At 70.8% G+C, this 24,460-nt stretch carries 21 protein-coding genes; 8 read left to right on the top strand and 13 right to left on the bottom strand.

From position 1 onward, the window contains the following. Positions 1-30 precede the first annotated feature (30 nt). The 4 genes from H489_RS30540 to H489_RS30525 all read right to left on the bottom strand — a co-directional run bounded on the left by H489_RS30540 (position 31) and on the right by H489_RS30525 (position 4,333). On the bottom strand, positions 31-711 hold the full coding sequence (locus tag H489_RS30540) for a TetR/AcrR family transcriptional regulator (protein WP_152427289.1): 681 nt from the start codon (positions 709-711) through the stop codon (positions 31-33). Positions 712-790: 79 nt separating this feature from the next. After that, positions 791-2,287, bottom strand: coding sequence for an amidase (locus tag H489_RS30535; RefSeq protein ID WP_017887613.1), 1,497 nt, complete (start codon positions 2,285-2,287; stop codon positions 791-793). Positions 2,288-2,849: 562 nt separating this feature from the next. Beyond that, positions 2,850-3,671 (bottom strand): aldo/keto reductase, encoded by an 822-nt coding sequence (locus tag H489_RS30530; protein WP_017887612.1) that lies wholly within the window; start codon positions 3,669-3,671, stop codon positions 2,850-2,852. A 200-nt stretch (positions 3,672-3,871) separates the two neighbouring features. After that, positions 3,872-4,333 (bottom strand): DUF4383 domain-containing protein, encoded by a 462-nt coding sequence (locus H489_RS30525; protein WP_017887611.1) that lies wholly within the window; start codon positions 4,331-4,333, stop codon positions 3,872-3,874. Positions 4,334-4,565: 232 nt separating this feature from the next. Between H489_RS30525 and H489_RS30520 the strand changes: the two genes are divergently transcribed. Next, positions 4,566-5,180 carry a GNAT family N-acetyltransferase gene (locus H489_RS30520; RefSeq protein ID WP_017887610.1) on the top strand — a complete coding sequence of 205 codons (615 nt, stop codon included), beginning with the start codon at positions 4,566-4,568 and terminating at the stop codon, positions 5,178-5,180. A gap of 85 nt (positions 5,181-5,265) precedes the next feature. Further along, on the top strand, positions 5,266-5,622 hold the full coding sequence (locus H489_RS30515) for a VOC family protein (RefSeq protein ID WP_031260007.1): 357 nt from the start codon (positions 5,266-5,268) through the stop codon (positions 5,620-5,622). Positions 5,623-5,706: 84 nt separating this feature from the next. Here the strand turns inward: H489_RS30515 and H489_RS30510 are convergent, their stop codons facing one another. Beyond that, entirely contained in the window at positions 5,707-6,729 is a 1,023-nt protein-coding gene (locus tag H489_RS30510) for a LacI family DNA-binding transcriptional regulator (protein WP_017887608.1), read from the bottom strand. A gap of 213 nt (positions 6,730-6,942) precedes the next feature. On the opposite strand from H489_RS30510, the gene H489_RS30505 reads away from it, so the two are divergent. The 4 genes from H489_RS30505 to H489_RS30490 all read left to right on the top strand — a co-directional run bounded on the left by H489_RS30505 (position 6,943) and on the right by H489_RS30490 (position 12,233). Beyond that, on the top strand, positions 6,943-8,976 hold the full coding sequence (locus H489_RS30505; protein ID WP_017887607.1) for a beta-galactosidase: 2,034 nt from the start codon (positions 6,943-6,945) through the stop codon (positions 8,974-8,976). Continuing rightward, entirely contained in the window at positions 8,973-9,887 is a 915-nt protein-coding gene (locus H489_RS30500) for a carbohydrate ABC transporter permease (RefSeq protein ID WP_017887606.1), read from the top strand. Before H489_RS30505 ends, H489_RS30500 begins: the two co-directional genes overlap by 4 nt. Beyond that, positions 9,884-10,834 (top strand): carbohydrate ABC transporter permease, encoded by a 951-nt coding sequence (locus tag H489_RS30495; RefSeq protein ID WP_017887605.1) that lies wholly within the window; start codon positions 9,884-9,886, stop codon positions 10,832-10,834. Before H489_RS30500 ends, H489_RS30495 begins: the two co-directional genes overlap by 4 nt. 61 nt (positions 10,835-10,895) lie before the next feature. Then, the gene (locus H489_RS30490; protein WP_017887604.1) at positions 10,896-12,233 is read left to right on the top strand and encodes an ABC transporter substrate-binding protein; all 1,338 of its coding nucleotides are present in this window, start codon (positions 10,896-10,898) and stop codon (positions 12,231-12,233) included. A gap of 143 nt (positions 12,234-12,376) precedes the next feature. Here H489_RS30490 and H489_RS30485 read toward each other — a convergent pair whose 3' ends face one another. The 4 genes from H489_RS30485 to aztB are packed head-to-tail and all read right to left on the bottom strand — an operon-like array spanning position 12,377 to position 16,573. Beyond that, positions 12,377-13,555, bottom strand: coding sequence for a hypothetical protein (locus tag H489_RS30485; protein ID WP_031260003.1), 1,179 nt, complete (start codon positions 13,553-13,555; stop codon positions 12,377-12,379). Between the two features lie 26 nt (positions 13,556-13,581). Then, the gene (locus H489_RS30480) at positions 13,582-14,466 is read right to left on the bottom strand and encodes a metal ABC transporter substrate-binding protein (RefSeq protein WP_020381113.1); all 885 of its coding nucleotides are present in this window, start codon (positions 14,464-14,466) and stop codon (positions 13,582-13,584) included. Positions 14,467-14,480: 14 nt separating this feature from the next. Further along, positions 14,481-15,683: a hypothetical protein gene (locus H489_RS30475; protein WP_017887600.1), complete on the bottom strand. Its 1,203-nt coding sequence runs from the start codon at positions 15,681-15,683 to the stop codon at positions 14,481-14,483. Continuing rightward, positions 15,680-16,573 (bottom strand): zinc ABC transporter permease AztB, encoded by an 894-nt coding sequence (gene aztB, locus H489_RS30470; RefSeq protein ID WP_017887599.1) that lies wholly within the window; start codon positions 16,571-16,573, stop codon positions 15,680-15,682. Before aztB ends, H489_RS30475 begins: the two co-directional genes overlap by 4 nt. Positions 16,574-16,623: 50 nt before the next feature. Here aztB and H489_RS30465 point away from each other — a divergent pair, with 50 nt between their 5' ends. After that, on the top strand, positions 16,624-17,268 hold the full coding sequence (locus H489_RS30465) for an ATP-binding cassette domain-containing protein (RefSeq protein ID WP_235045683.1): 645 nt from the start codon (positions 16,624-16,626) through the stop codon (positions 17,266-17,268). Positions 17,269-17,598: 330 nt separating this feature from the next. On the opposite strand, the gene H489_RS30460 is transcribed toward H489_RS30465, so the two are convergent. Genes H489_RS30460 through H489_RS30445 form a run of 4 tightly spaced genes read right to left on the bottom strand, consistent with a single transcriptional unit; the run spans position 17,599 to position 22,370 of the window. After that, entirely contained in the window at positions 17,599-18,831 is a 1,233-nt protein-coding gene (locus tag H489_RS30460; RefSeq protein ID WP_017887597.1) for an MFS transporter, read from the bottom strand. Between the two features lie 53 nt (positions 18,832-18,884). Then, positions 18,885-19,622 (bottom strand): copper homeostasis protein CutC, encoded by a 738-nt coding sequence (locus H489_RS30455; RefSeq protein ID WP_017887596.1) that lies wholly within the window; start codon positions 19,620-19,622, stop codon positions 18,885-18,887. Further along, positions 19,619-21,193, bottom strand: a complete 1,575-nt coding sequence (locus H489_RS30450) for a M81 family metallopeptidase (protein ID WP_017887595.1) — start codon at positions 21,191-21,193, stop codon at positions 19,619-19,621. Before H489_RS30450 ends, H489_RS30455 begins: the two co-directional genes overlap by 4 nt. Beyond that, the gene (locus H489_RS30445; RefSeq protein ID WP_017887594.1) at positions 21,186-22,370 is read right to left on the bottom strand and encodes an ROK family protein; all 1,185 of its coding nucleotides are present in this window, start codon (positions 22,368-22,370) and stop codon (positions 21,186-21,188) included. The genes H489_RS30450 and H489_RS30445 overlap by 8 nt, the downstream gene beginning before the upstream one ends. Positions 22,371-22,618: 248 nt before the next feature. On the opposite strand from H489_RS30445, the gene H489_RS30440 reads away from it, so the two are divergent. Continuing rightward, a complete protein-coding gene (locus H489_RS30440) occupies positions 22,619-24,412 on the top strand; it encodes a peptide ABC transporter substrate-binding protein (RefSeq protein ID WP_017887593.1) in 1,794 nt (597 codons plus the stop codon). Positions 24,413-24,460: the final 48 nt, after the last annotated feature.

The following is a 24,460-nucleotide window of genomic DNA, read 5'->3' as shown; positions in this document are numbered from 1 at the left end:
ATAGGCAGCAAGCGCATGTGCGCTTGGTGCCTATTTTGCGAGGCGGTCGAGCCAGTCGCCGAAGAGGGCGCGCTCGTTCTCTGTCAGAGCGGTCGTGTCCTCGAGCTGGTGTCTGAGCTGCATCGCGGCGCCATCTCGCTCGTCACGGTTCGCCGGCTCGGCGAGGATCGCGGCCAGTGTCGCTTCGCGGGCTCGCGTGGACAAGGTCATGTCGCGGGAGCCGTCAGGCATCGCAAGGAGGGTGAACACCACTCCGACCCCGGTCGCGCGGATCATGTTGACGGCGTCGGAGACGGGAACAGCCAAGAGACCGTCCTTCGCGGCGACCTCGATCTGCGTCCGGAGGATCGCGTCGATGGCATCGGCAGCTGGGGACGAGGTGCCCGTACGGGGCTCGCCGTAGGCGATCGAGTACACCTGTGGGTGGAGCAGTCCCCAATCGATGTGCATGTCCCACCCTTGACGGAGCGAGTCGATCGGGTCAGCGCCGGGTGTCCAGCCGGTCCAGGTCGCGAGGTGTGCGGAGAAGCCGTGGAGGGCGACCTGGTCGAGGAGTCCTTGCTTGTCGCCGAAGATCCGGTAGATCGTGGGTGCCTGGATGTGCAGGGCCGACGTGAGCGCGCGCGTGGTGACGGCGTCGCGGCCCTCAGCGTTGAGAAGGTCGTGCGCGGTGTCGAGGATGCGGATGCGCATCTCCTCAGAACGAGTCAACGCGTGCCTTTCGTGTCGGGGGTACAGCAGAGCCGGTGGGATCGTGGCTGCACACCATGATCCCACCGGCGCCGGGGTGTTAGAGGTTCTCGATCGCCTGTCCGACCTGGAACAGGGTCGCCTCGTCGAAGTGCTTGCCGATCAGCTGGATGCCCACCGGGAGCCCGTCGACGGTGCCGCACGGGACGCTGATTGCGGGGTGGTGCGTGATGTTGAACGGGGTCGTGTTCGTCGACATCTCGATCGAAGCGCCGATCGCTGCGCCAGCGCCGTGGTTCGGGTCGGGGAGCGGGCGTGCGGTCTGCGGGGTGGTCGGGGTGACCAGCACGTCGAAGCGCGCAAGCTCGGCGTCGTAGGCAGCGCGGAGGGTGCGGGCACGGTTGACGGCCTTGGCGTAGTGCAGGCGGCCGGCCTGCTGGTCGACGTACTTACCGACGAGAGTGAACAGACGGACGTTCGCGGGGTGCGCGTCGGCGTCGCTCTTGTGGTCGAACAGGTGCTGCATCATGTCGACCGGGTAGTAGTCGGGGCGCCCGAAGCCGAGGCCCTGGTTGCGCAGGACCGTCTCGGCCATGCCCTCGATCGCGATCGCGGTCCACACGGCGCCCCCGAGCGAGTGCAGCGGGATGGAGACCTCTTCGACGATCGCGCCCTGCTGGCGGAGGGCCTCGACGGTGTCGCGGACCGTCTTATCGACCATCGCCTCGGCGTTCTCGGTGCCGAATCCTTCGGTGAGGACGCCGATCTTGAGCCCCTTGACGCCGTCGTTGATCCGGCTGAGGTAGTCGCCGCCGACGATGTCCTTCTGGCGGAAGTCGATGCCGTCGGAGCCGGCGATGACGGTGAGGAGGCGGGCGTTGTCAGCGACGGTGCGGGTCATCGGGCCGACGTGGTCGAAGTAGCCGTCGAGGGTACCGATGCCGGTGTAGGGCACCAGGCCGTAGGTGGGCTTGAGGCCCACGACGCCGGACCAGGAGGCGGGCATGCGGATCGAGCCGGCCTGGTCGGCGCCGAAGGTCATGTCTGCGTCGCCGGTGACGAGTGCAACAGCACTGCCGCTGGAGGATCCGCCGGAGGAGTAGCCCATGCGGTGGGGGTTGTGCACGACGCCGGACGCGGCGGTGTGGCTTCCGCCGGACATGCAGAAGTACTCGTTGGTGGTCTTGCCGATGACCTCGGCGCCAGCCGCGAGGGCACGGGTCACGATTGTCGCGTCCTCGTTGGGCACGAAGGACTCGAGCTCCTTGGAACCGTTACGCATGGGGACGCCGGCGACCAGGATGCTGTCCTTCACACCGAGACGTACTCCGGCCAGCAGGCCCGATTCGGCGCCCGGGATCGAGGTGCGCACCTCCCATGCGTGGTGCGGGTCCTCGTCGGCGGTCGGGACTGTGCAGTCGACGGTGTCGCGGCTGACGAGGACCTCGGGCTCCGGGATGGCGTTGAGGACGTCGAGGACGCCGACCATGCCGGAGATCATCGCGGTGTACTCCTCTGGGGAAGCAGCAATGTCGGTGTAACCGATCTCCGCTGCGAGGTCGGCGATCTGGACCGAGGTGGGCTTCTGGACGGACATGGTTGCTCCTACTGAGTCATCGGGCACCCGTTGGGTGCTAACAGCAAAACGTTAGCACCCAAAAACACGAGAGGACGCTTGTCGGGCGGATCCCCAGGCTCGGTAGGCGAGCTCGTGAGGGACTTCGCTCGAAGCTCCGTCGCGAAAGTCACCAGTCGACGCAGCAGTCACAGACGATTGCTCCCGACTGCCCGATAGCCGGTGGATCGCCGCTACACCCCACTTGTCACCTTCGACGCCTTCCGTTGCCTACTGCCGCCTGACCGGGGGTGTTCCCGTACACCTGTCCCGCAAAGGTGCCTCGTGAAGGGGCGCCAAACGCTCCAAGCCACCCCGGACGACGAAGGGCAGGGAACCCGCACCGACATCCTTCTCGACACCGGCATCGCCGTGACGGTCATGAACGCCCCCGACGACGACCTCGAGTACGAGGACCGGAACTTCGTAGCCGAGATCACGGTGCGTCCGCACGGTGGCTGCGCCTCGCCCGTGACTCGGCCGTGTACCGACGGGAGGCGCGGTGCCAGNNNGCACCGCGCCTCCCGTCCGGGGTGGGGCCGCGTCAGCTCGCGGTGTCCTCGAGCGCGTCGAGCGCGGCCGCGTCCTCGGCGGCGAGCACGAAGTCGACGTCGGCGTTCTCGGCGATGCGCGACGGGGTCGTGGACTTCGGCAGGGGCAGGACGTCCTTCTCGAGCAGGTAGCGGATGGCGACCTGGGCGACGGTCTTGTCGTACTTCGCCGCGATCTCGGCGATCTGCTCGTTCTCGAGCAGGCCGCCGGTGGCGAGCGGCGAGTAGCCCTCGGTCAGGATGTCGTGCTCGCGGTCGAAGGCGGTCGTCTCGTCCTGGGTGTTGCCGATGAACCAGCGGATCTGGTTGGCGTGCGGGACGACGTCCGTGCGGCCGAGCAGGTCCTCGAGGTCGGCGACGGCGAAGTTCGAGACACCGATGCTCTTGGTGCGGCCGGCGTCGTAGAGCTCCTCGAAGACCTTCCAGACCTCGACGTTGCCGTCGCGGTGGTCGGAGCCCATGTCGCTCCAGGGCCACGGCGCGTGGATCAGGTACAGGTCGACGTGTCCGAGGTCGAGGTTGTTGCTCGACTCCTCGAAGGCGTCGCGGGCGTCCGAGGCCGTCTTGATCTCGGCCGGCAGCTTCGTGGTGATGAAGAGTTCGTCGCGGGGGATGCCGCTGTCGCGGACGGCCTCGCCGACGCTCGCCTCGTTGCCGTACGCCAGGGCGGTGTCGATGTGGCGGTAGCCGAGCTCGAGGGCCGTCTTCGTGGCGTCGTACGCGTCGGTGCCGGACGGGATCTGCCACGTGCCGAAGCCGATCTTCGGGATGTGCAGACCGTTGGACAGGGTGAACGTGTCGATGAGTGCGGGCATGCAGCGGACAGTACGCCGGTCGGGTTCGGCCACGGTCACGGTGCGGAGCGCGGTGCCTTCGCGCGTCGCGCCCCTGTTCGGGCATCGCGCCCCGACGCACAGGGGCGCGATGCCTGCCAGGGGGCGCGACCGGGGGCAGCGACGGACGGGAGGCCCGTGGCGGTGTCGCCACGGGCCTCCCGTCCGGTGTGTGCTGCGGTTCAGCGCGCGGTGCGCGTGCCGATCCGCGGCAGGACGAAACCGAGCACGATCATCGCGACGGCGAGGAAGGCGTGCAGCACGTTGTCTGCGCTGTTCAGCGGCACGAAGTTCGCGCCACCGGCCATGCCCGCGGTGAAGAGCCCGTAGACGAAGAGCACCGCGTAGACGATGCCGCCGGCGACGAGGTACAGGCGCGCTGAGGCTGCACGGCGGGCGGCGAGCAGCCCGACGATGCCGAAGAGCAGGTGCACGATGTTGTGCAGGACGGACACCTGGAACAGGCCCAGGAGCAGGGCCATGGAGCCGTGGCCGGCCACGGACATCGAGCCCATGTCCATGGTGAGTCCGGGGATGAACCCGGCGATGCCGACGATCAGGAAGACGACACCGAAGACGAACGCGCCCCGCTGGGTCCACGTCGAGCCGGAGCCGGTGCGTGCGGTTGCTGCGCTGCTGGTCATGATCAGCCCTCTTTTCTGTACGCGCCGCAGTGTGCGGCACACATGACATTCGGAGCGCTTCTACGGTCGGTTTGCAGGTCAGGGGTGCGAAAGGCTGCGATGGCCGATTCACGCACCGGCAGCGCCCGCGATCTGCCCTCCATCCTCTCGGAAAGTGCCCGGTGCGCGTGCAGGAAGGCGCGCCAAGATGAAGTCGGCCAAGTGGCCAAGTCGTTCGACCCGAGGAGTCACCATGGAGACCGTCGTCCGAGCAGCAGGACCCGCCGAACTCGAGGCGGCCGCAGCCGTCCTGGCCGAGGCCTTCGCCGACGACCCGGTGCTCGCCGAGTTCCGACCGCCCCGATCCGGCGAGGACCGTCCCGCCGTGCTGGCCCGCCTCTTCGCGGCCCTCATCCGCTCGGTGCCGACGACCGGTCGTCGGGTGGACGTCGCCACGATCGGTGACCGCGTGGTCGGCGCCGCGTTCTGGCAGGCGCCCGGTCGGCACACCGGCGGCTTCGGCGCCTTCGTTCGACAGGTGCCCGAGTTCCTCCGGACGCTCGGGATCCGCGGTGCGCTCCGCGCCGTGACGCACCTGCGCCGCATGGAGCGCGCCCGCCCGATGACCCCGCACTGGTACCTCACCGAGATCGGGGTGTCGGCCGCCGCGCGGGGTCGTGGCGTCGGTGGCCTGCTGCTCGGGCACGCACTCGAACGCGCCGACCGGTCGTCCCGGGGCGCCTACCTGGAGTCGTCCACCCCGGTGAACCGCCGGCTGTACCGACGGCACGGGTTCGCGGACGGCGCGCCGATCGCGGGGTTCCGCGCGGCGACCCCGATCAGCATGTGGCGTCCGGCGGCGGGCTGACCCGGCGCCGGGGGACACCGACCCTGTACCGGCGTGCACGCGCGCTGCCTACCGTCCACGGCACACCACGACGAGAGGAGACACCATGGCAAGTGGAGTCGCAGCAGTCTGGGTCCCGGTCAGCGACATGGAGCGCGCCGTCGCGTTCTACCGCGACACGCTCGGTCTCACCGTCAAGGACCAGTCCGACGACTGGAGCGAGATCGACGCCGGTGGTCTGATGATCGGCCTGAACGGACGCGAGTCCGCCAGCCAGGCGAGCGACGGCGGCGCCGTCGTGTCGTTCCAGCCGGACGGCAGCATCGAGGACGAGGTCGCCTCGCTCAAGGAGCGCGGCGCGGACATCCAGGGCGAGATCAGCGAGCACCCGTGGGGCAAGATCATCCCCTTCAAGGACAGCGAGGGCAACGACCTGCAGCTCTACTCGCCGCCGCAGGGCTGACCCAGCCGGGTGCGGAACGCACCCACGGACGGACGGGAGGCCCGTGGCGACGCCGCCACGGGCCTCCCGTCCGTCCGCGGCCGACTACGCGGACCCGCGCCAGACGACCTCCGTCGGCAACAGCAGACCGCGTGGGCCGTCGTCGGTGCCGCCGATCTGCTCGAGGACCTGGTGTGCCGCCTGCTCGCCGAGCAGGCGCGCCGGCTGCCGCACCGTCGACAGCTGCGGGTCGCACCGCAGCGCCCAGGCGCTGTCGTCGAACCCGACCACACCGACGTCCGACGGCACGCTCCGGCCGCTGCGCTGCAGGACGTCCATGGCGCCTGCGGCGACGGCGTCCGACGCGGCGAACACCCCGTCGATGTCCGGGGCCCGCTCGAGCAGCTCGCGCATGCCCTCGGCGCCGGCGGTGTAGCTGAACAGGGGGTTCCGGGCGACGAGGTCGGGGTCGAAGCGCTCGCCGAGGGCCGCGGTGAACCCCGCCAGGCGGTCCTGGCCGGAGTCGCGGTCGAGCCCGGAGGCGAGCATCCCGATCCGTCGTCGGCCGGTGTCGACCAGCCGTCGGGTGATCTGCTCGGCGGCGTCGCGGTTGTCGATGCCGATGTACGAGATGTTCGCGGCGTCGGACGGGTGTCCGACGAAGCACGCGGGCATGCCGATCTCCTCGATCGCCCCGGTGATCGGGTCGCCGTCGCGGGCGGACAGCACGATGGCGCCGTCGACGAAGCCGCCGCGCAGGTACTCGACCACCCGCTCGCTGTCGCGGGCGGAGTCGACCATGATCGTGACGAGCTGCTGGTCGGCGTCGGACAGCACGGCGTTCGTGCCGATCAGGATGTTGCCGATGTTGGGGTCGTCGAGCACCACGACCGAGGGTTCGTGCACGATGAGCGCGATCGCCCCGGAACGCCGGGTGACCAAGCTGCGGGCGGCGGCACTGCGCACGTAGCCGACACGTCGGACGGCGTCCTGCACGGCCTCGCGCGCCTTCGGTGACACGTACGGCTCGTCGTTGAGCACCCGTGAGACGGTGCCGCGGGACATCCCCGCTTCGTCCGCGACGTCCTGGATCGTGGCGCGCTGACGAGCGGATCGGACCTCGGACATGGGGCAACCATATCCGCCGCTGAGGAGCCCTCGGAACGCCTCGCAGTTGACAGGGTGCAGCCGCTGGTGTTTGATCTGGGAGCGCTCCCAGAAACCTCCGGCCCTGATCCCCGGTGCGGCCTGGGAGCGCTCCCAGAACACTGGGTGGCCTTCGCCGTCGAAGGGGTCGCACGCGGCCGAGGCGGCGGGTCGCCCCGATCAGCGAGGATCCCCGTGACGACCACCACCCTGCCGACGACCGCCACCGGCGCGCTCGGCCTCGGCTCGACGGGCCTCGCGTTCGGGTGCGACTACAACCCCGAGCAGTGGGACCCCGAGGTGTGGGTCGAGGACGTCCGGCTCATGCGCGAGGCCGGCGTGAACCTCGTCGCGATCAACGTCTTCGGCTGGTCGCACGTCGAACCCCGGCAGGGTGAGTACGACTTCGCCGCGCTCGACACCGTCATCGAACTGCTGCACGGCGCGGGCATCGGGGTCGACCTGGGCACCGGCACCGCCTCGACGCCGCCGTGGCTCACCACCCGCCACCCCGAGGTCCTGCCCGTCGTCGCCGACGGCACGACCCGCTGGCCCGGTGGCCGCCAGGCGTTCTGCCCGAGCTCCCCGGTCTACCGCGAGCACGCCCTCGCCCTGGTCCGCGCCACCGCCGAGCGCTACGGCGACCACCCCGCCGTGCGGCTCTGGCACGTGTCGAACGAGCTCGGCTGCCACAACGCGCACTGCTACTGCGACGTCTCCGCCCAGGCGTTCCGCGGCTGGCTGCAGGCCCGGTACGGCACGGTCGACGCGCTGAACGCCGCCTGGGGCACCTCGTTCTGGAGCCAGCGCTACTCGGCGTGGGAGCAGGTGCTGCCGCCCCGCGCGACGCTGTCGTTCACGAACCCGGCACAGACCATCGACTTCGACCGGTTCTCGTCCGACGAGCTCCTCGGCCACCACCGCGCCGAGGCCGCCGTCCTGCGCGAGCTGAGCGACAAGCCCGTCACGACGAACTTCATGGTCGCCGCGCACATCACGGCGCTCGACTACTGGTCGTGGGCCGGCGACATGGACGTCATCGCGAACGACCACTACCTGGACCACCGCCTGCCCCGGCCGCACGTCGAGCTCGCCTTCGCCGCCGACACCACCCGCGGCCTGGCCGGCGGCGCCCCGTGGCTGCTCATGGAGCACTCGACCGGTGCCGTGAACTGGCAGCCGCACAACGTCGCGAAGGCCCCGGGGGAGATGCTCCGGAACACCGCGGCGCACATCGCCCGCGGTGCCGACGGGGTCTGCTTCTTCCAGTGGCGCGCGTCCGTGCAGGGCAGCGAGAAGTTCCACTCCGCGCTGCTGCCGCACGCCGGCACCGAGTCGACGACGTGGCACGACGTGGTCGCGCTCGGCGCCCTGGTCGAGCGGCTCGGCGAACTGCGGGGGTCGCGCGTGGTCGCCGACGTGGCGCTCGTCTTCAGCTGGGAGAACCAGTGGGCCGCCGACCTGGAGGCCCACCCCAGCACCGCGCTCCGCTACCTGGAGCAGGTCCACGCGTTCCACGCCGCGCTGTGGGACCTCGGCGTGACCGTCGACGTCGTCGCCCCCGGAGCACCCCTCGACGGGTACGCGCTCGTCGTCGTCCCCGAGCTCTACCTGGTGCGCGACGAGCACGCGGCCGTCATCGCCGACCACGTCGCCGCTGGCGGGCACGCCGTCGTCAGCTGCTTCAGCGGCATCGTCGACGAGCGCGACCGGGTCCGCACCGGCGGCTACCCGGGCGCCTTCCGCGACCTGCTCGGCGTGCGGGTGGACGAGTTCCTCCCGCTCGCCGCCGACGCCACGATCGCGCTGTCCGACGGCACGACCGGCAGCGTCTGGTCCGAGCCGGTCGAGCTGCGCGGCGCGACGAGCGTCGTCGACTACGCCGAGGGCTCCCTCGCCGGACGCCCCGCCGTGACCCGCAACGAGCACGGCGCCGGCACCGCCTGGTACACGTCCACGGTCCTCGACACCGCAGCGCTGGGCGGGTTCGTCCACCGCGTGCTCGACGAGGCCGGGGTGCACGCCGACCCCGCCGTCCGCCCAGGGCTCGAGGTCGTCCGTCGCCGCGACGACACCCACGAGTGGGTCTTCCTGCTGAACCACTCCGACCGCACCGTCGAGCACCACGAGGCCGGCCACGAACTCGTCGCCGACCGCCCCGTCACCGGCACCACCGCCATCGCCCCAGGCGGGACCCAGATCATCCGCACCGACAGGAACCGCTCATGACCACCACCGCACAGTCGCCCAGCGCGACCCGACGACGCCGGGGCGGCGGGTTCCGCTACCGCCGCGCGATCGCGATCTTCGTCCTGCCGTTCGCCGTCCTGTTCACGGCGTTCTACCTGGTCCCCATCCTCTACGCCGTGTGGGAGTCGCTGCAGAAGATCGAGCGGCAGGGCACGTTCGGCGCCCCGACGCAGGTCTTCGGCGGCCTGAGCCAGTACGCCCTGGTGTTCCAGGACGGCGAGTTCTGGAGCTCGGTGCTCCGCGTGCTGCTGTTCGGTGTCGTGCAGGTCCCGGTGATGCTCGGGCTCGCGCTCCTGTTCGCCCTGCTGCTCGACTCCCCGCTGCTGCGCGGCAAGCGGTTCTTCCGCCTGGCGTTCTTCGCGCCGTACGCGGTGCCCGGCGTCATCGCCGCGATCATGTGGGGCTACCTCTACGCCCCCGACCTGTCGCCGTTCTCCGCGGTGACCTCGCGGGTCGACCTGCTCGGCGGCAGCACCGTGCTGTGGGCGGTCGCCAACGTCGTGACCTGGGTCTACGTCGGCTACAACATGCTCATCATCTACTCGTCGCTCCTCGCGATCCCCGCCGAGGTGTACGAGGCGGCGAAGCTCGACGGTGCGTCCCAGCTCCGGATCGCCCTGTCGATCAAGATCCCGCTCGTCGTGCCGGCCATCGTGCTCACCGCGGTGTTCTCCGTCATCGGCACCCTGCAGCTGCTGACCGAGCCGACCGTCTTCCGGCAGTTCACCTCGACCATCTCGTCGACGTTCACACCGAACATGCTCGTCTACTCGACGTCCTCGGTGCCGAACTTCAACCTCGCCGCGGCGTTCTCGGTCGTCCTCGCCGTCGCCACGTTCGTCCTGTCGATCGGGTTCCTCCGACTGACCCAGCGGAAGGCCGCCCAGTGACCGTCAACGCCCCGTCCCCAGGTGACCTCGTCCGCGACGTCGGCCGACCGCTCGAGCCGAACCGGGCCTCCCGTCTGCGCCAGCGCGGAGCGCGCGGTCCCCGTGAGAGCGTCATCTCACGCAGCGCCGCGATGATCGTGATGGGGGTCTTCACCCTCTACTTCCTGCTGCCGATCTTCTGGCTGCTGGTCTCGTCCACCAAGACCGCCGCGAACTTCAACTCGACGTTCTCGCTGTGGTTCAGCGCCACCTCGGTGCAGGACTTCTTCGGCAACCTCGTCGAGCTGTTCACGCGGCAGGACGGCATCTACCTGCGCTGGCTGCTGAACAGCATCGCCTACGCCGGGGTCGCCGGGCTGCTCGGCACCGTGCTCTCCGCGATGTGCGGGTACGCCCTGGCGAAGTACCGGTTCCGTGGCCGCGAGGTCCTGTTCAACGTGTTCCTCGGCGGCGTGCTCGTGCCGGCGACCGCGCTGGCCCTGCCGCTGTTCCTCATCTTCAGCCAGGTCGACCTGACCGACACGTTCTGGTCGGTGTTCCTGCCGAGCATCGTCAGCCCGTTCGGCGTCTACCTGTCACGGTTGTTCGCGGCGTCGAGCGTGCCCGACGAGATCATCGAGGCCGCCCGCATCGACGGTTCCGGCGAGGTCCGCACGTTCTTCACCGTGGCCGTGCGGCTCATGTCGCCCGCGCTCGTGACGATCTTCCTGTTCCAGTTCGTCGCCGTCTGGAACAACTTCTTCCTGCCGCTCGTGATGCTCCGCGACTCGTCGCTGTTCCCCGTCACCCTCGGTCTCTACACGTGGAACTCGAGCGTGAACCAGTACCCGGACCTGCGCACCCTCGTGCTCATCGGGTCGTTCGTCTCGATCATCCCGCTGCTCGTCGCCTTCCTGAGCCTGCAGCGCTTCTGGCGCTCCGGCCTGGGCTCCGGCGGCCTGAAGTAGCCCCCGACCCGCACCCCTTCCCGAACCAGCTCTCCCCACACCACATCCGAACGGAAACAGCATGAAGACAACGAAGTTCCTCAGCGTCGCCGCGATCGCCGTGGCCGCCACCGTGGCCCTCGCCGGCTGCAGCACCGGCGGCAGCAGCAACGGCGGCGGATCCGGCACCGCGGCCGCCAGCTGCAAGCCCTCGGGCGGCAAGGTCACCCTCGACTTCACGACCTGGGTGCCGAACATGGACAAGGTCGTCGCGATCTGGAACAAGGCCAACCCGGACATCCAGGTCAAGGTCTCGATCGTCGCGAACGGCAACAGCGGCACCTACCAGAACTTCTTCAACCAGCTGAAGGCCAAGCAGGCGCCGGACATCGGGCAGGTCGAGTACGACACCCTGCCGGCGTTCCGCGTGCAGGGCGGCCTGGAGGACATCGGCGCGTGCTCCGGCATCAGCGACGCGAAGAAGGACTTCTCCGACGGCCTGTGGAACCAGGTCACCTTCGGCGAGGGGAAGTCGGTCTACGCCGTGCCGCAGGACTCCGGTCCGATGGCGCTGTACTACCGCAAGGACCTGTTCGAGAAGGCCGGCCTCGACGCCCCGAAGACGTGGGAGGAGTACGCCGAGGACGCCGTGAAGATCAAGAAGCTCGGCGGCAACATCACCAACTTCGCCAAGGGCGACGTCAACCAGTTCGCCGGGCTCGTCTCGCAGGCCGGTGGCCAGTGGTTCGAGAACTCGGGCCAGGACTGGAAGGTCAACCTGGACGACGCCGCGTCGAAGAAGGTCGCCGACTACTGGCAGGACCTGATCGACAAGAAGCTCGTGAACACCCTGCCGAGCTTCACCGACCAGTGGAACAACGCCTACGACAGCGGCAAGGACTGGACCTGGGTCTCCGCGGTCTGGGGTGCGAACACCATCTCGAGCGGTGCCCCGTCGACCTCGGGCAAGTGGGCCGTCGCCCCGATGCCGCAGTGGAAGTCCGGCGAGACCAAGTCGGCCGCCTGGGGCGGTTCGTCGAACGTCGTCTTCGCGGGCAGCAAGCACCCGGCCGAGGCGTCGAAGTTCCTGGTCTGGCTGAACACCTCGACCGAGGCGCTCTCCGCACTGAACAAGGAGGCCAACCTGTACCCGGCCTCGACCACCGGCGCCGAGCTGCCGGCCCTGACCCAGGGGCTCGACTTCTACGGTGGCCAGAAGATCTACGAGGAGTTCGCCACCGCTGCGAAGGACATCCAGCCCTTCACCTGGGGTCCGACGATGACGCAGACCTACTCGGACGTCTCCGACGGCTTCGGGCAGGCCGCGTCCGGCTCGGGCACGCTGAGCGAGGCGCTCGAGTCCGGGCAGTCCAAGACCATCGCGGCACTCAAGGCGCAGTCGATCCCGGTCAAGGGCTGACGCACGGCGGCTGACGTCGCGCGGTCCACGCGCTGACAGCGGACAGGAGGCCCGTGGCGGGATCGCCACGGGCCTCCTGTTGCGTCTCGGGGTCGTGTTCCGGACCCCGTCGCTTGTTCGCTCGTCCGCTTGTTCGCTCGTCGCTACGCGACCGCGATCTCGTTGGGCACGCCCGGCAGCTCGTCGCTCGAGGCGATCACCTTGCCGGTGGTCAGGTCGACCGCGTGGATCCTCTGCTCGGCGGGTTCGGTGACGTAGGCGACGTCACCGGCGACCTTCAGGGCGGGGTGGGCGTCCTGCCACTCGGCCGGGCCGTCCCACGCGTCGATCACCGGGTACGACTCGAGCGGCTCGCCGGTCGTCTCGTCGAAGGTGTGCAGGGCACCGTCGTCGCCGAGCACGACGGCCTCGTCGCCGGGGCCGCGGGCCAGGTCGCGGAAGGTGAAGCCGACGCCGTCGGGCATGTCCGCGACGGTGTACTTCCCCGAGGCCGCGTCGATCAGGGCGATCTGGTCGAGCAGGTAGCCCTCGCTGTCGGGGTCGTCGTTGTAGTCGCCGACGGCGACGGACGAGTCCTCGGTGGTGAACAGGTTGCCGGTGCGGCCGTACTCGGTCGGGGCGTCGATCTTCTCGAACGTGCCGTCGTCGTAGACCAGGGCGCCGTCGGTGCAGCCGAACACCGCGACCTCACCCTTGACGGCACCCTCACCGTGCACGTCGGGGCACTGCTCGGACCGGGCGATCTCCTCGCCGTCGGCGTCCAGGGCGCGCACGCCGGAGCGGCTCTCCTCGGTGCCGATGGTGGTCAGGAGCGTGCCGTCCTTGAGCTCGATCGCGACGCCGTGGTGCGCGGCCTCGGACTTCGTCGTCTCGACCTCGGGCAGGTCGGCGCCGTCGAGCTCGGTGTGGTCGAACGTCGTCACGTCCCCGGTGCCGTCGGCGAACAGGGCGGTGCGGTCGCCGTGGACGACCGCGTGGCCGCCGGTGTCGGCGGGGAACACCGCGTCGGTCAGGGCCGGCTCGGCCTGCGTGTCGAGGACCCGGAAGCCCTCGGGCACGGTGACGAGCACGTGGCGTCCGTCACCGGCCGGGTTGACCCGGGTGAAGCCGTCGATCGGGTCGTCGGCCACCACCTGCAGGTCCTGGTCGAGGACGAGCAGTCCTCCGTCGTAGGTCAGGGTGATGCGGGTCCCGTCGGCCTTCGGGGTGTCCGTGGTGTCGGACCCGGCGTCGGTGTCCGTGGCGCACCCGGTCAGGGCCAGGGCGGCCGCACCGAGCAGGGCGGCGGGCCACACGGCCCGAAGCGTCTTCGTGTTCGTCATGCCGTTCACTGTATTGATTCTCATTCTCATTTACCAGTCGACAGGCCGTCGACGATGGCCTCGGTGTTCGAGCGCATCATGCCGAGGTAGGTGGAGGCGTCGCCGTCCTCGGTGAGGGACTCCGTCGCGAGCGGGCGGATCTCGACGTGCAGGTCGACCTCGTCCGCGAGCACCTCGGCCAGCCGTGCGGGTTGCGAGGCGTCGGCGAAGATCGTCCGGACGCCCGCTTCGTCGATGGCGTCGGCCAGGTCGCGCAGGTCGGCGGCGCTCGGGGAGGCCAGGGTCGTCCCGCTCGGGATCACCGCCCCGACGACCCGGAAGCCGTAGTGGTCGGCCAGGTACCCGAACACGTGGTGGTTCGTGACGAGCGCCCGGCGTTCCTCGGGCACGGTGCTGAACGCGGTCGTCATCGTGTCGTCCAGGTCGCGGAGCTCGTCCAGGTAGGCGTCCGTGCCGGCCGGTTCGATCCCGGCGTCGCGCAGGTCCTGGTCGAGGGCCTCGACGACGTCGACCATCCGGGCCGGGTCGGTCCAGAAGTGCGGGTCGGGGCCGCTGTCGTCCTCGGTGGTCCACTCGAGCGGGTCGAACGCGTCCCCGGCGGTGGAGACCGGCACACCGTCCTCGGCCGCCGCCGCGACGTGCCGGGCGACCCCCTCTTCGAGCCCGAGCCCGTTCTCGACCACCAGGTCGGCGCTCCGGAGCCGTGCGGCCTGCTGCGCGGAGACCTCGAACGAGTGCGGGTCGGCGCCCGGCGGCATGAGGACCATGACGTCGGCCCGGTCCCCGACCACTTCGCTGACGACGTCGCCGAGGATGTTCGTCGTCACCGCGACGAGGGGCCGGTCGGAGCCGGCGGTGGCGCACCCCGTGGCGACGAGGGCGAGCGCTGCGGTGACGAGGCCCGCGGTCATGGCCCTGGTGCGCGTCACAGTCCGGCCTCGGCGAAGGCGACCGGGGCGACGGGGAGCTCGATCGTGCGGGCGACCCGGGCCCCGTCTGCGAAGTCGATCTCGTGCACGGTGCCGTCCGCGGGGTCGGCCAGGTAGGCGCGCTGGGCATCGAGCTGCAGCAGCGGGGCGTCGTCGTCGGGGCTGGCGTCGACCAGTGCCTTCGTCGTGGCGACCTTCCCCGTCGAGGCGGTCACGACCACCACCCGGCCGGAGTCGTCGACGCCGACCACGTGCTCGTCCTCGTCGTCCACCGCGACCACGGCGCGCAGGGGCCGCTCGGTCGGCACGAGGCGCCAGGAACCCTGTCGCGCGTCGAGCAGCCAGAACCCGGTGGTGCCCGCCAGCCCGGCGACGGTGGGTCGGCCGGCACGTGCGGCGAAGGCCGTCGGCCGCTCGGCACCGTCGGGCAGGTCGACGAACGACGTCTCGCCGGCGTCGTCCACCACGACCGCCCCGTCGGCACAGCCCACGACTGCGCCGGCGCGGGTGACGATCCCGCCGGCGGGGTCGGTGCAGGCCTGGGTGTCGGTGTCGGTGGCGTTCGTCGCCTCGCCGTCGGCGTCGAGCACGCGGACCCGGTCGCCGTCGGCCGCCACGAGATGCTCGCCCATCGGCAGCAGGACGCGCGCGTCGATCCGTGCGGTCTCGTCGACCTCGCCCTGTCCCAGTGCCTCGCGGTCGAGCACGACCGCCTCGGCTCGGTCGGGCCAGGTGATTGTCGTCATGGTCTCGGACGAGTGCACCGCGACCCGGCCGCCGCCGTCGATCGTGCCCACCACCCGCGGCTCGGCGGCGTAGTAGTGCGTGTGGTCGCCGTGGTCGACGGTCCACGACCCGCCGTCGACGATCGTCGTGCGGTCGGCGTCGCTGGTCACGAGGAACCGGCCGTCGGTCGCCGAGTGCTCCGGTGCGTCCACGTCGTCGAGTTCGGTGGTCTCCTCGGTGAGCAGGTCGTGCAGCGCGGTCGCGCCGGTCGCCGACACGGCCAGGAGGCGCACCTGGGGTTCCTGGGACTCACTCGCGCCCGCCACGTAGCCGTGGGGACGGGCGGTGCCGGTCGAGCTGTCGGCCGACGGGGCGCCCGTGGAACAGGCGGTGACGGTGAGGGCCAGGCCGGTGGCGAGGCCGATGGTGGACAGGATGCGCGCGGGGGCGCGGTTGGTGGTCGAGTGCTTCATGCTCCCTCTCGAGACGGTGCGGCGGATCGTGGTGCTGCCGGCGCGGCCGCGCGCGCCGGTGTCGGGATCGGGGTGCGCCGCAGGACGACGGCGGCCAGGGCGCGCGAGACCACGACGCCGCCGACGGCGACCGCGGCGATGCTCGCGCCGGCGGCGGTGCCGGCGTGCCAGGAGACGAGGAGCCCGACGAGCACGGCGGCCGCACCGATGCCGGCGCCGAGGAGCATCGTCGAGGCCACGTGCCGGGTCCACGCGCGGGCAGCGGCGGCGGGCGCGAGCAGCAGGCCCACGACGAGCAGGGTGCCGACCGCCCGGTACGAGGCGACGACCGCCAGGGTGACGAGCGCGATGAGCACGACCTCGGCCAGGCGCGGGTGCAGGCCGAGCGTCGTGGCCTTGCGGGTGTCGAACGCCAGCGCGGTGAACGGCCGGTGGAACGCCACGGCGACGGCCAGGGCGACGGCCGCGGCGATCGCGAGGCCGCCGACGTCCGCCCGGGTGACGGCGAGGACGTCCCCGAACAGGATCGCGGTGACGTCGGTGGCGAACGACCGCGACGACGACACGATGATCACCCCGAGCGCGAGCATCCCGACGAAGAGCAGGCCGATCGAGGTGTCGTACGACAGTCGGGCGCGACGACGCAGCGCTCCGACACCGAGCACCATGACGCCCGCGCTCACCGCGGCGCCGAGCACCGGCGGGACCCCGGTCAGGGTGGCGATCGCGACGCCGGGCAGCATGCCGTGCGAGAGCGCCTCGCCCAGGAACGCCATGCCGCGCACCAGCACCCACGTACCGACGACGGCGCACAGGACCGCCGCCAGGGAGCCGCCGACCAGGGCGCGCACCATGAAGTCGACGGAGAACGGATCGGTCAGCCAGGTCACGGTCCGAGACGCTACATGAAAACGAGTATCGATACTGATAGCGTGCTCAGGTGCCTGCGACCGAGCCGACCGCCCCCGCCGATCCCCGATCTGCCGTCCACCTGGACCGGGTGATGGCCGTCCTCGGCGACCGGACCGTCCTCGACGGTGTGGACGCGGTCTTCCCCGCCGGGGTCGTCACCGCGCTCACCGGGCCGAACGGCTCCGGCAAGTCGACGCTGCTCGACGTGGTCGCGGACGTCGTGCGGCCGACCGCCGGGCGGGTGACGGGCCTCCCGTCCGACGGGGTCGCCTACGTGACCCAGTCCGTCCCGCCGACCACGCTCCCGCTCACCGTCCGCGCGGCCGTCACGATGGGGCGGTGGCGGCACCGCGCGTGGTGGCGGCCGCTCGGACGCGCTGACCGAGCGGTCGTCGACGCGCAGCTCGAGCGGATGGCGATCACGGACCTTGCCGACCGGCCGGTCGAGGAGCTCTCCGGCGGGCAGCGGCAGCGGACGCTCGTCGCGCTCGGGCTGGCGCAGCGGGCGGGGGTGCTGCTGGTCGACGAACCGACCGCCGGGGTCGATGCTGAGTCGGCGGCGCTCGTGGTGGCGGCGCTCGCCGACGAGGCCGCAGCCGGTGTCGTGGTCGTGCACGCGGCCCACGACCCGGCGGTGATCGCCGCAGCCGACCGCATCGTCGCGCTGACCTGACCCTGCCCGTGGGGGCGATTCCGCAAAACACCGGTGTTCACCCGTTGAACCGCTGTCTGCGCGTGTTCAGCGCGCGAACACCGGTGTCTTGCGGACGCCGGAGCAGGTGACGGTGTCGATCTCAGAATACGGGCGCCAGATTTTCTGAGATACGGCCTGATCTCAGAAAATCTGGTGCGTCGATTCTGAGATCAGGGAGCGCTCGTGCTCAGCCGTCGGGACCGGTTCCGCGCCGTCCGGCTCGCAAAACACCGGTGTTCGCCTGTCGAACCGCGGTTCTCGCGTGTTCAGAGCACGAACACCGGTGTTTTGCGGGCCCCGGAACGGCGGTCAGGGGCAGGCGACGGCCACCGGGCCGGTCGGCGTCGGCTCGGCCGCGACCGGCTCGACCACCGGCACGGCGCTCGACTTCCGCAGCCCCATCGCGACGAGCACGACGGCACCGACGACCGCGACCCCACCGGCCAGCCAGAAGTCGGCAGCGAGACCGAACGATGACACTGCGGCCCCACCGAGCACCGAACCGGCGGCGATCGCGAGCTGGATCGTCGTGACGAACAGCGCGAGCCCGGTCTCGGACCCGGCCGGAGACGCCGTCGACATCCACGTCTGCATCCCGAGCGGCAGCGCACCCCATACCAGGCCCCACACGACGAGCAGCACGAAGACCCCCACGACGGAGTGGGCGAGCAGCGGCAGCAGGACGACGGCCGCCGCGAGCACGAACTTCGACGCCCCGATGGTGCCGAGGACACTGCGGTCGAGGGTGAAGCCCGCGGCGAAGTTGCCGACGATGCCCGCGACGCCGAACACCAGCAGCGCGATCGTCACGGTGTCGGGGCCGACACCGACGAGCTGCTGCAGGTACGGAGCGATGTAGGTGTACGCGGCGAACTGGGCCGCGAAGACGAAGGCCGCGGCGATGAGCCCGACCCGGGCGCGGGGCACGAGGAGCAGCGACCCGAGCGTGGCGAACCGCACCCGCTGCTGCGCGGGGATCCGCGGCAGCATCGCCAGCTGCAGGACGAGCGCGACGAGACCGAGCGCCCCACCGATCACGAAGCCGAGGCGCCAGCTGGCGAGCGACGACACGAGGGCGCCGAGCGGCAGGCTCACGACGGTCGCGACGGAGACGCCTGCCGTGATGAGCGATGTCGCACGGATCGTCAGCTCCGGCCGGACGAGTCGCCCGGCGATCCCGGCACCGATCGCCCAGAAGCCGCCGATGCCGACACCGAGCAGCATGCGTGCGATGAGCAGCACCCAGAACGACGGCGCGATCGCGGCCAGGCCGTCGGCGACCACGAGCAGCACGGTCAGGGACACGAGCACCACCCGGCGGTCGAGTCGCGAGGTCAGGACGGTGACGACCGGTGCCGCGACGGCGCCGACGAGTCCGGTGGCGACGACCATCAGGCCGGCGGTGCCGATGTCGACGTCCAGGTCGTCGGCGATGGCGGGGAGCAGCCCGATGGGCAGGAACTCGGACAGGACGAGCACGAATGACCCGAGTGCGACGGACGTGACGCTGAGCCACCCGCGGCGCGCTGCTGACGATGTCATGGGGGCGTCAAGCGGGTTCCGACGGCCGCCATTCCCGTGTGACGGCGAGCGGGTCAGGCGTCGAGCGCGCGCCGTGCGGCGGTGACGACCTCGGCGTCGGTGACGAAGTGCGCGGAACCGTCGTCGCCGGCGCCCATCGGCACCCCGGCGTGCGTGCTGCCGGCGGCTGGGCGCTTGGCCGACAGGTGAACCGCGGCGGCTCCGGTGGCGAGCAGCGCACGGACGTCGGCGGGGGTGACGCCGGCGCCGGCCATCACCTGGACGGGCCCGGCTGCCCCGACCATGCGCGCGATCGTCTCGGCACCGGCGACCGCGGTGGGGGCGGCGCCGGAGGTCAGGACGCGGGTGAACCCGAGCGCGGCGAGCGATCCGGCGGCGGCGACGGGGTCGATCGCGTGGTCGATCGCCCGGTGCAGGGTGATCTCGGCGGTGGTGCTGACCGAGCGGGCGGCGTCCACGAAGCGGCGGAGGGCGTCCTCGTCCAGGGTCCGGTCGGGGCGCAGGGCTCCGACCACGACGCCGGCGGCCCCGGAGCGCAGGACCGTGCGGACCTCGCGCACCATGAGCTCGACCTCGTCGGGGGAGTGCACGAACCCGCCCGGGCGGCAGCGGACCAGCGCGTGCGCCGGGATCCCGGTCTCGTGGGTCGTCTCGACCAGGGCCTGGGACGGGGTGAGCCCGCCGAGCTCGAGACCGACGCAGAGTTCGACGCGGTCGGCGCCGCCGTCCCGCGCGGTGATCGCGCCGGCCGGTGAGGTGACGGCGATCTCGAGTGCGGCGGTGGTGCTCATGCAGGGGCTCCGAGCGGTTCGTTGGAGGCGGGGACGATGCGGGCGCGGAGGTCCGGTGCCGTCGGGAACACTCGATCGTAGGGGAACATCGGGCGCTCGATCCTGTGGTGCCCGAGGCGCAGCAGGTCCTGGTCGACGCCGCCCGGGGTGAGCGCGAGCATCCAGTCGGCGGACATGTCGAACAGCTCCGGCTCGAGGTACCCGATCTTCACGATGACGACGTCCGCCTGCCGCGGCGCCAGGTCGAGGTCGGTGAAGTCGTGCTCGTGGTGGTACGGCTTCCGCAGCTTCGTCAGGATCGCGAACACGCTGCCGACCTGCAGCACGACCTCGGTCTCGGCGTCCCGGTCGCCCTGCTTGATCGCGTGCACCCGACCGGTCATCGTGATCGGACCCGCGTGCACGTGGTCGACCGTCGCACCGGCGGTCACGGTGATCGTCGCACCGACGCCGGCTTCCACCGCGGCGGCGACGGCGGCCGCGCCGGGCACGCTCGCGTAGATGACGGTGGGGCCCGACGGGTCCTGGAACTCCGGACGGGCGAGCACCTGCGTCAGCCCCCACGTCATGTCCCCGGAGCCGCCCGCCGTGGGGTTGTCGCCCGAGTCCGAGACGAAGTACGGCTTCGCGGCGCCAGGGGCGAGCGCGGCGTCGAGGCACTCCTCGAACGTGCCGGTGGGTGCGACGAAGACGAAGTCCTCGCGGGCATCCCAGAACGCCGCTGCGAGCCGCTCGGCGCCGGCGGCGACGGCTGCCTCGTCCCACCCGGTGACGACGGTCACGGCCTGGTCGCGGGGCTGGTCGGCCCAGGCGTACCCGACCCAGATCGCGGCGTCGAGCACCCCCTCGGTCTGCTCGACGAGCGGGACCTGCGCGTACAGGGACTTCGCCGGCTCGAGCCGGGTCGAGGTCTGCTCGCCGGGCAGCAGGACGGGGATCGGGATCCAGGCCTTCACGGGGCGCTGCGCACCGACGGGCCGTTCGGTCAGCACGTCGACGAGGTTGCGGACGGCGCGCTCCTTCGTCTCGAGGGTGTCCTCGTGCGGGGCCATCCGGTAGCAGGTGACGAGGTCGACCTGGTGGGCGAGCTCGCGCGTGACGTTGCCGTGCAGGTCCATCGACGCGGACACGATGACGTCGGGGCCGACGACCTGGCGGATGCGACCGAGCAGGTCCGTCTCGGCGTCGTCGAGCCCCTCGACCACCATCGCGCCGTGGATGTCGTACCAGAGGCCGTCGACCGGCCCCATCGCACCCAGCCGCTCGACGATCTCGTCGGCCAGCGCGTCGTACGACGCCCGGTCGACGATCCCGCCGGGCAGTGCGTGCCCGATGAGCGCACCGCGGAAGTCCGCACGGTCGGCCATGGTCGCCAGGAACGGGTAGCGGGTGATGGCCTCGTCGCCGCGGTCCGGGTGGAACGCGGGGGCGTGGGTCCGGGTCGGGGTGAACGTCGAGGTCTCGATGGCCAGGCCGGCGATGGCGATGACCGGGCGACCGGCGCCGGCGGCGCTGGCGGCGCTGGCGGGGGAGGCGGGGACGGCGGGGGTGACGGGACCGGTCTCAGACACGGACGCTCCTGTTCCTGGTGGTGGACTGGGGGATGGGCGCGGAGAGCTCCTCGAGCGAGGCGGCGAGGCCCCGCTGCAGGGCGAACTGCCCGGCGCCGACGAGGCCGGCGTCGGCGCCGAGCGACACCGGCTCGATCGCCAGGTGCTGGGTCATCAGCGGGTGGCAGCTCTCGTAGAGCTGGCTCCGCACGGCGGCGATGAAGGGGTCGAGGGTCGACAGGATGCCGCCGAGGTACACGGCGTCCGGGTTGAAGAAGTTCACGTTGGCGGCGAGCACCTCGCCCAGGTACTTGCCCGCCATCCGCACGGCGCGGGTCGCCTCGGGGTGCGCGTCCGAGGCGAGCCGCACGACGTCGGCGGTCGAGGCGACGTCGACCCCGGCGTTCGACAGGATGCGGACCAGGGCGGCGCCGGACGCCACGGTCTCGAGGCACCCGGTGTTCCCGCACGAGCACGGGGTGTCCCCGGCGGCGTCGATGCGCACGTGCGTGATGTCCCCGGCCGCGCCGGTCGACCCGCGGTAGAGCCGGCCGTCGATGACGATGCCCGCGCCGATCGCCGAGCCCGCCTTGATCGTGATGGTCTGGCGTCGAGCCGGGTCCTGCACGGTCTGCTCACCCGCCGCCATGCAGTTCGCGTCGTTGTCGACGATCGCCGGCAGCCCGAACCGCTCGCTCAGCCAGGCGGCCACGGGGAACCCGTTCCACCCCGGCATCCGGCTCGGCAGGTCGACGACGCCGGCGACGACGTCGACGGGCCCGGGCAGGCTGAGCCCGACGCCCCGCAGCCCTTCGCGACCACGGTCGTCGGCGAGCCGCTCGAGCAACGCGGCCAGCCGCTGGAGCCCGGCGGTCGGACCGTCGGAGAGCGCGAACGGGACGTTCGCGACCGACTCGAGCGCGCCTCCCGGCAGCACCACGCCGATGCGCGCGTGTCCGCCGCCGACGTCGGCGGCGACCGCGTACTCGTCGACGCCGCCGATGCGGAGCACCTTGCGGGGGCGGCCGCCGGTGGAGACGTCGGTGCCCTCCTCGGCCAGGATCCCGTGTTCCAGGAGCTGGCCGACGACGTGCGAGACGGTCGACGGGGCGGCCCCGAGCACCTTCGCGATCTCGGTCCGGCTGGCGGCCTGCCCCGAGGCGACGAGCTCGAGGACGCGGGCGCTGAGATCGGCCACGACTTTCTCCAATCCGGACGGAACACCGGCGGCTGCCGGCGGAACGGGAACAGGACACGGGTGGATGCCCGGTTCTGCGGCGAGCCTACGGGGCGGATCGAGTGGTCCACCCTTTCCACCGTTCCGCAGTAACGCAGTTTTTACATCGAGATGTTTGTTTTTCCAATGGCTTTGGTCCTTAACTGTCCTCGTGCCGCTCGGCACCTCGTGCTCCACTCCCCGAAGTCCCTCGCACAAGGAGACACCGCATGTCCAAGCCCCGTCGCTGGGCGCTCCTCACCGGAGCTGCGATCGCCGTGAGCGCGCTGCTCGCCGGCTGTTCCGGAGGCGGCAACGCCTCGCCGGGATCGACCGACGAGATCGACTACGCGCTCCCCGCCAACTTCACGCCGAACTGGATCCTGCCGATCGGCACCGCCGCGCACCTCAACACGAACAACGGCTCCATCGCCCAGTCGCTGTACGAACCGCTCGTCGCGTACGACGGCTCCACCGGCAAGATCGCGTGGAACAAGGCCGGCTCCGTCGCCACCGACGCGAAGTTCGCCGACGACGGCAAGAGCGTCACGATGACCCTCGGCGACCGGCACTGGTCCGACGGCGAGGCGATCACGAGCCGCGACGTCGAGTTCTGGTTCAACCTGATCAAGGCCAACAAGGCGCAGTGGGGCGGGTACTCCAAGGGCAAGGCGCCCGACAACTGGACCTCGTTCAAGGCCGTCGACGACACGCACTTCACCATCACGTTCGACAAGGCGTACAACTCGGACTGGATGCTCGCCAACCAGCTGAGCAACATCATCCCGCTGCCGCAGCACGCCTGGGACAAGACCAGCGCGAGCGCGAAGGTCACCGACGCCGACGAGACCCCCGCCGGCGCGAAGCAGGTCTGGAAGTACCTGAACACCGCCGCCGGCAAGATCAGCGACTACGCCAGCGACCCCCTGTGGAAGACGATCTCGGGCCCCTACGGCGTCAAGACCTTCACCACGGCCGGCAACGTCACCCTCGTCGCCAACAAGAAGTACGACGGCGGTCAGAAGCCCGCCATCACCACGGTCAACCTGCTCCCCTTCACCACGGCCGACGCCGAGGTGAACGCGGTCCGCTCGGGCGAGGTCGACTACGGCTACATCAACGCCACCGACATGGACCAGGAGTCCTCCTTCACGGCGAAGGGCTACTCCGTGGAACCCTGGACCGGCTGGGCCATCACGTACATGCCGTACAACTTCAACAACCCGACCATGGGCGCCGTCTTCAAGCAGCTGTACGCCCGGCAGGCCGTCCAGATGTCGATCGACCAGAAGTCGCTGTCGAAGGTCGTCTTCAACGGCACCGCGACCTCGACCTACGGCCCCGTCCCGCAGGCGCAGGAGTCCGACTACGTCTCCGACGTGCAGAAGTCGAACCCGTACCCGTTCAGCACCTCGAAGGCCAAGGACCTGCTCACCAGCCACGGCTGGGAGGAGCAGGGCGGCACGATGGTCTGCACCGACCCGGGCACCTCGGCCAGCCAGTGCGGCGAGGGTGTCAAGCAGGGCACGAAGTTCTCGATGCAGGTGCTGTCGCAGTCCGGTTCGACCGTGACCGACAACATGATGAGCGCGATCCAGTCCTCGCTCGCGAAGACCGGCATCGACTTCACCATCAAGACCGCGCCGGTGTCGAGCGTGCTGTCGCAGACCCCCACCTGCACCTCGGACGAGGCCAGCTGCGACTGGGACCTGTCGTTCTTCGGCACCGCGGGCAGCTGGTACTTCCCGGCCTACCCGACCGGTGAGTCGCTCTTCCAGACCGGCGGTTCGGCGAACTTCGGCAGCTACTCGAACAAGCAGGTCGACGACCTGATCGACGCGACCACCACCTCGACCGACGCCACCGCCGTGCAGGACTACAGCGCAGCGGTCGCGAAGGACCTGCCGGTGATCTGGCTGCCGAGCCCCGACTACCAGATCTCGGTCGTCAAGAAGGGCCTGTCCGGGTTCGACCAGGACTCGCTCGCCAACTTCCACCCGGCCCAGTGGAAGTGGACCAAGTAGGTCGCTGACGCGACCACGGCCTGGAGGCGCGGTGCGGGCACGACCCGC

Origin of the sequence: Curtobacterium flaccumfaciens UCD-AKU, from assembly GCF_000349565.1 — a bacterium.
GTDB lineage: Bacteria > Actinomycetota > Actinomycetes > Actinomycetales > Microbacteriaceae > Curtobacterium > Curtobacterium poinsettiae.
Note: the sequence above shows the minus strand (reverse complement) of the source record. Positions and strands in the feature narration are given on the sequence as shown.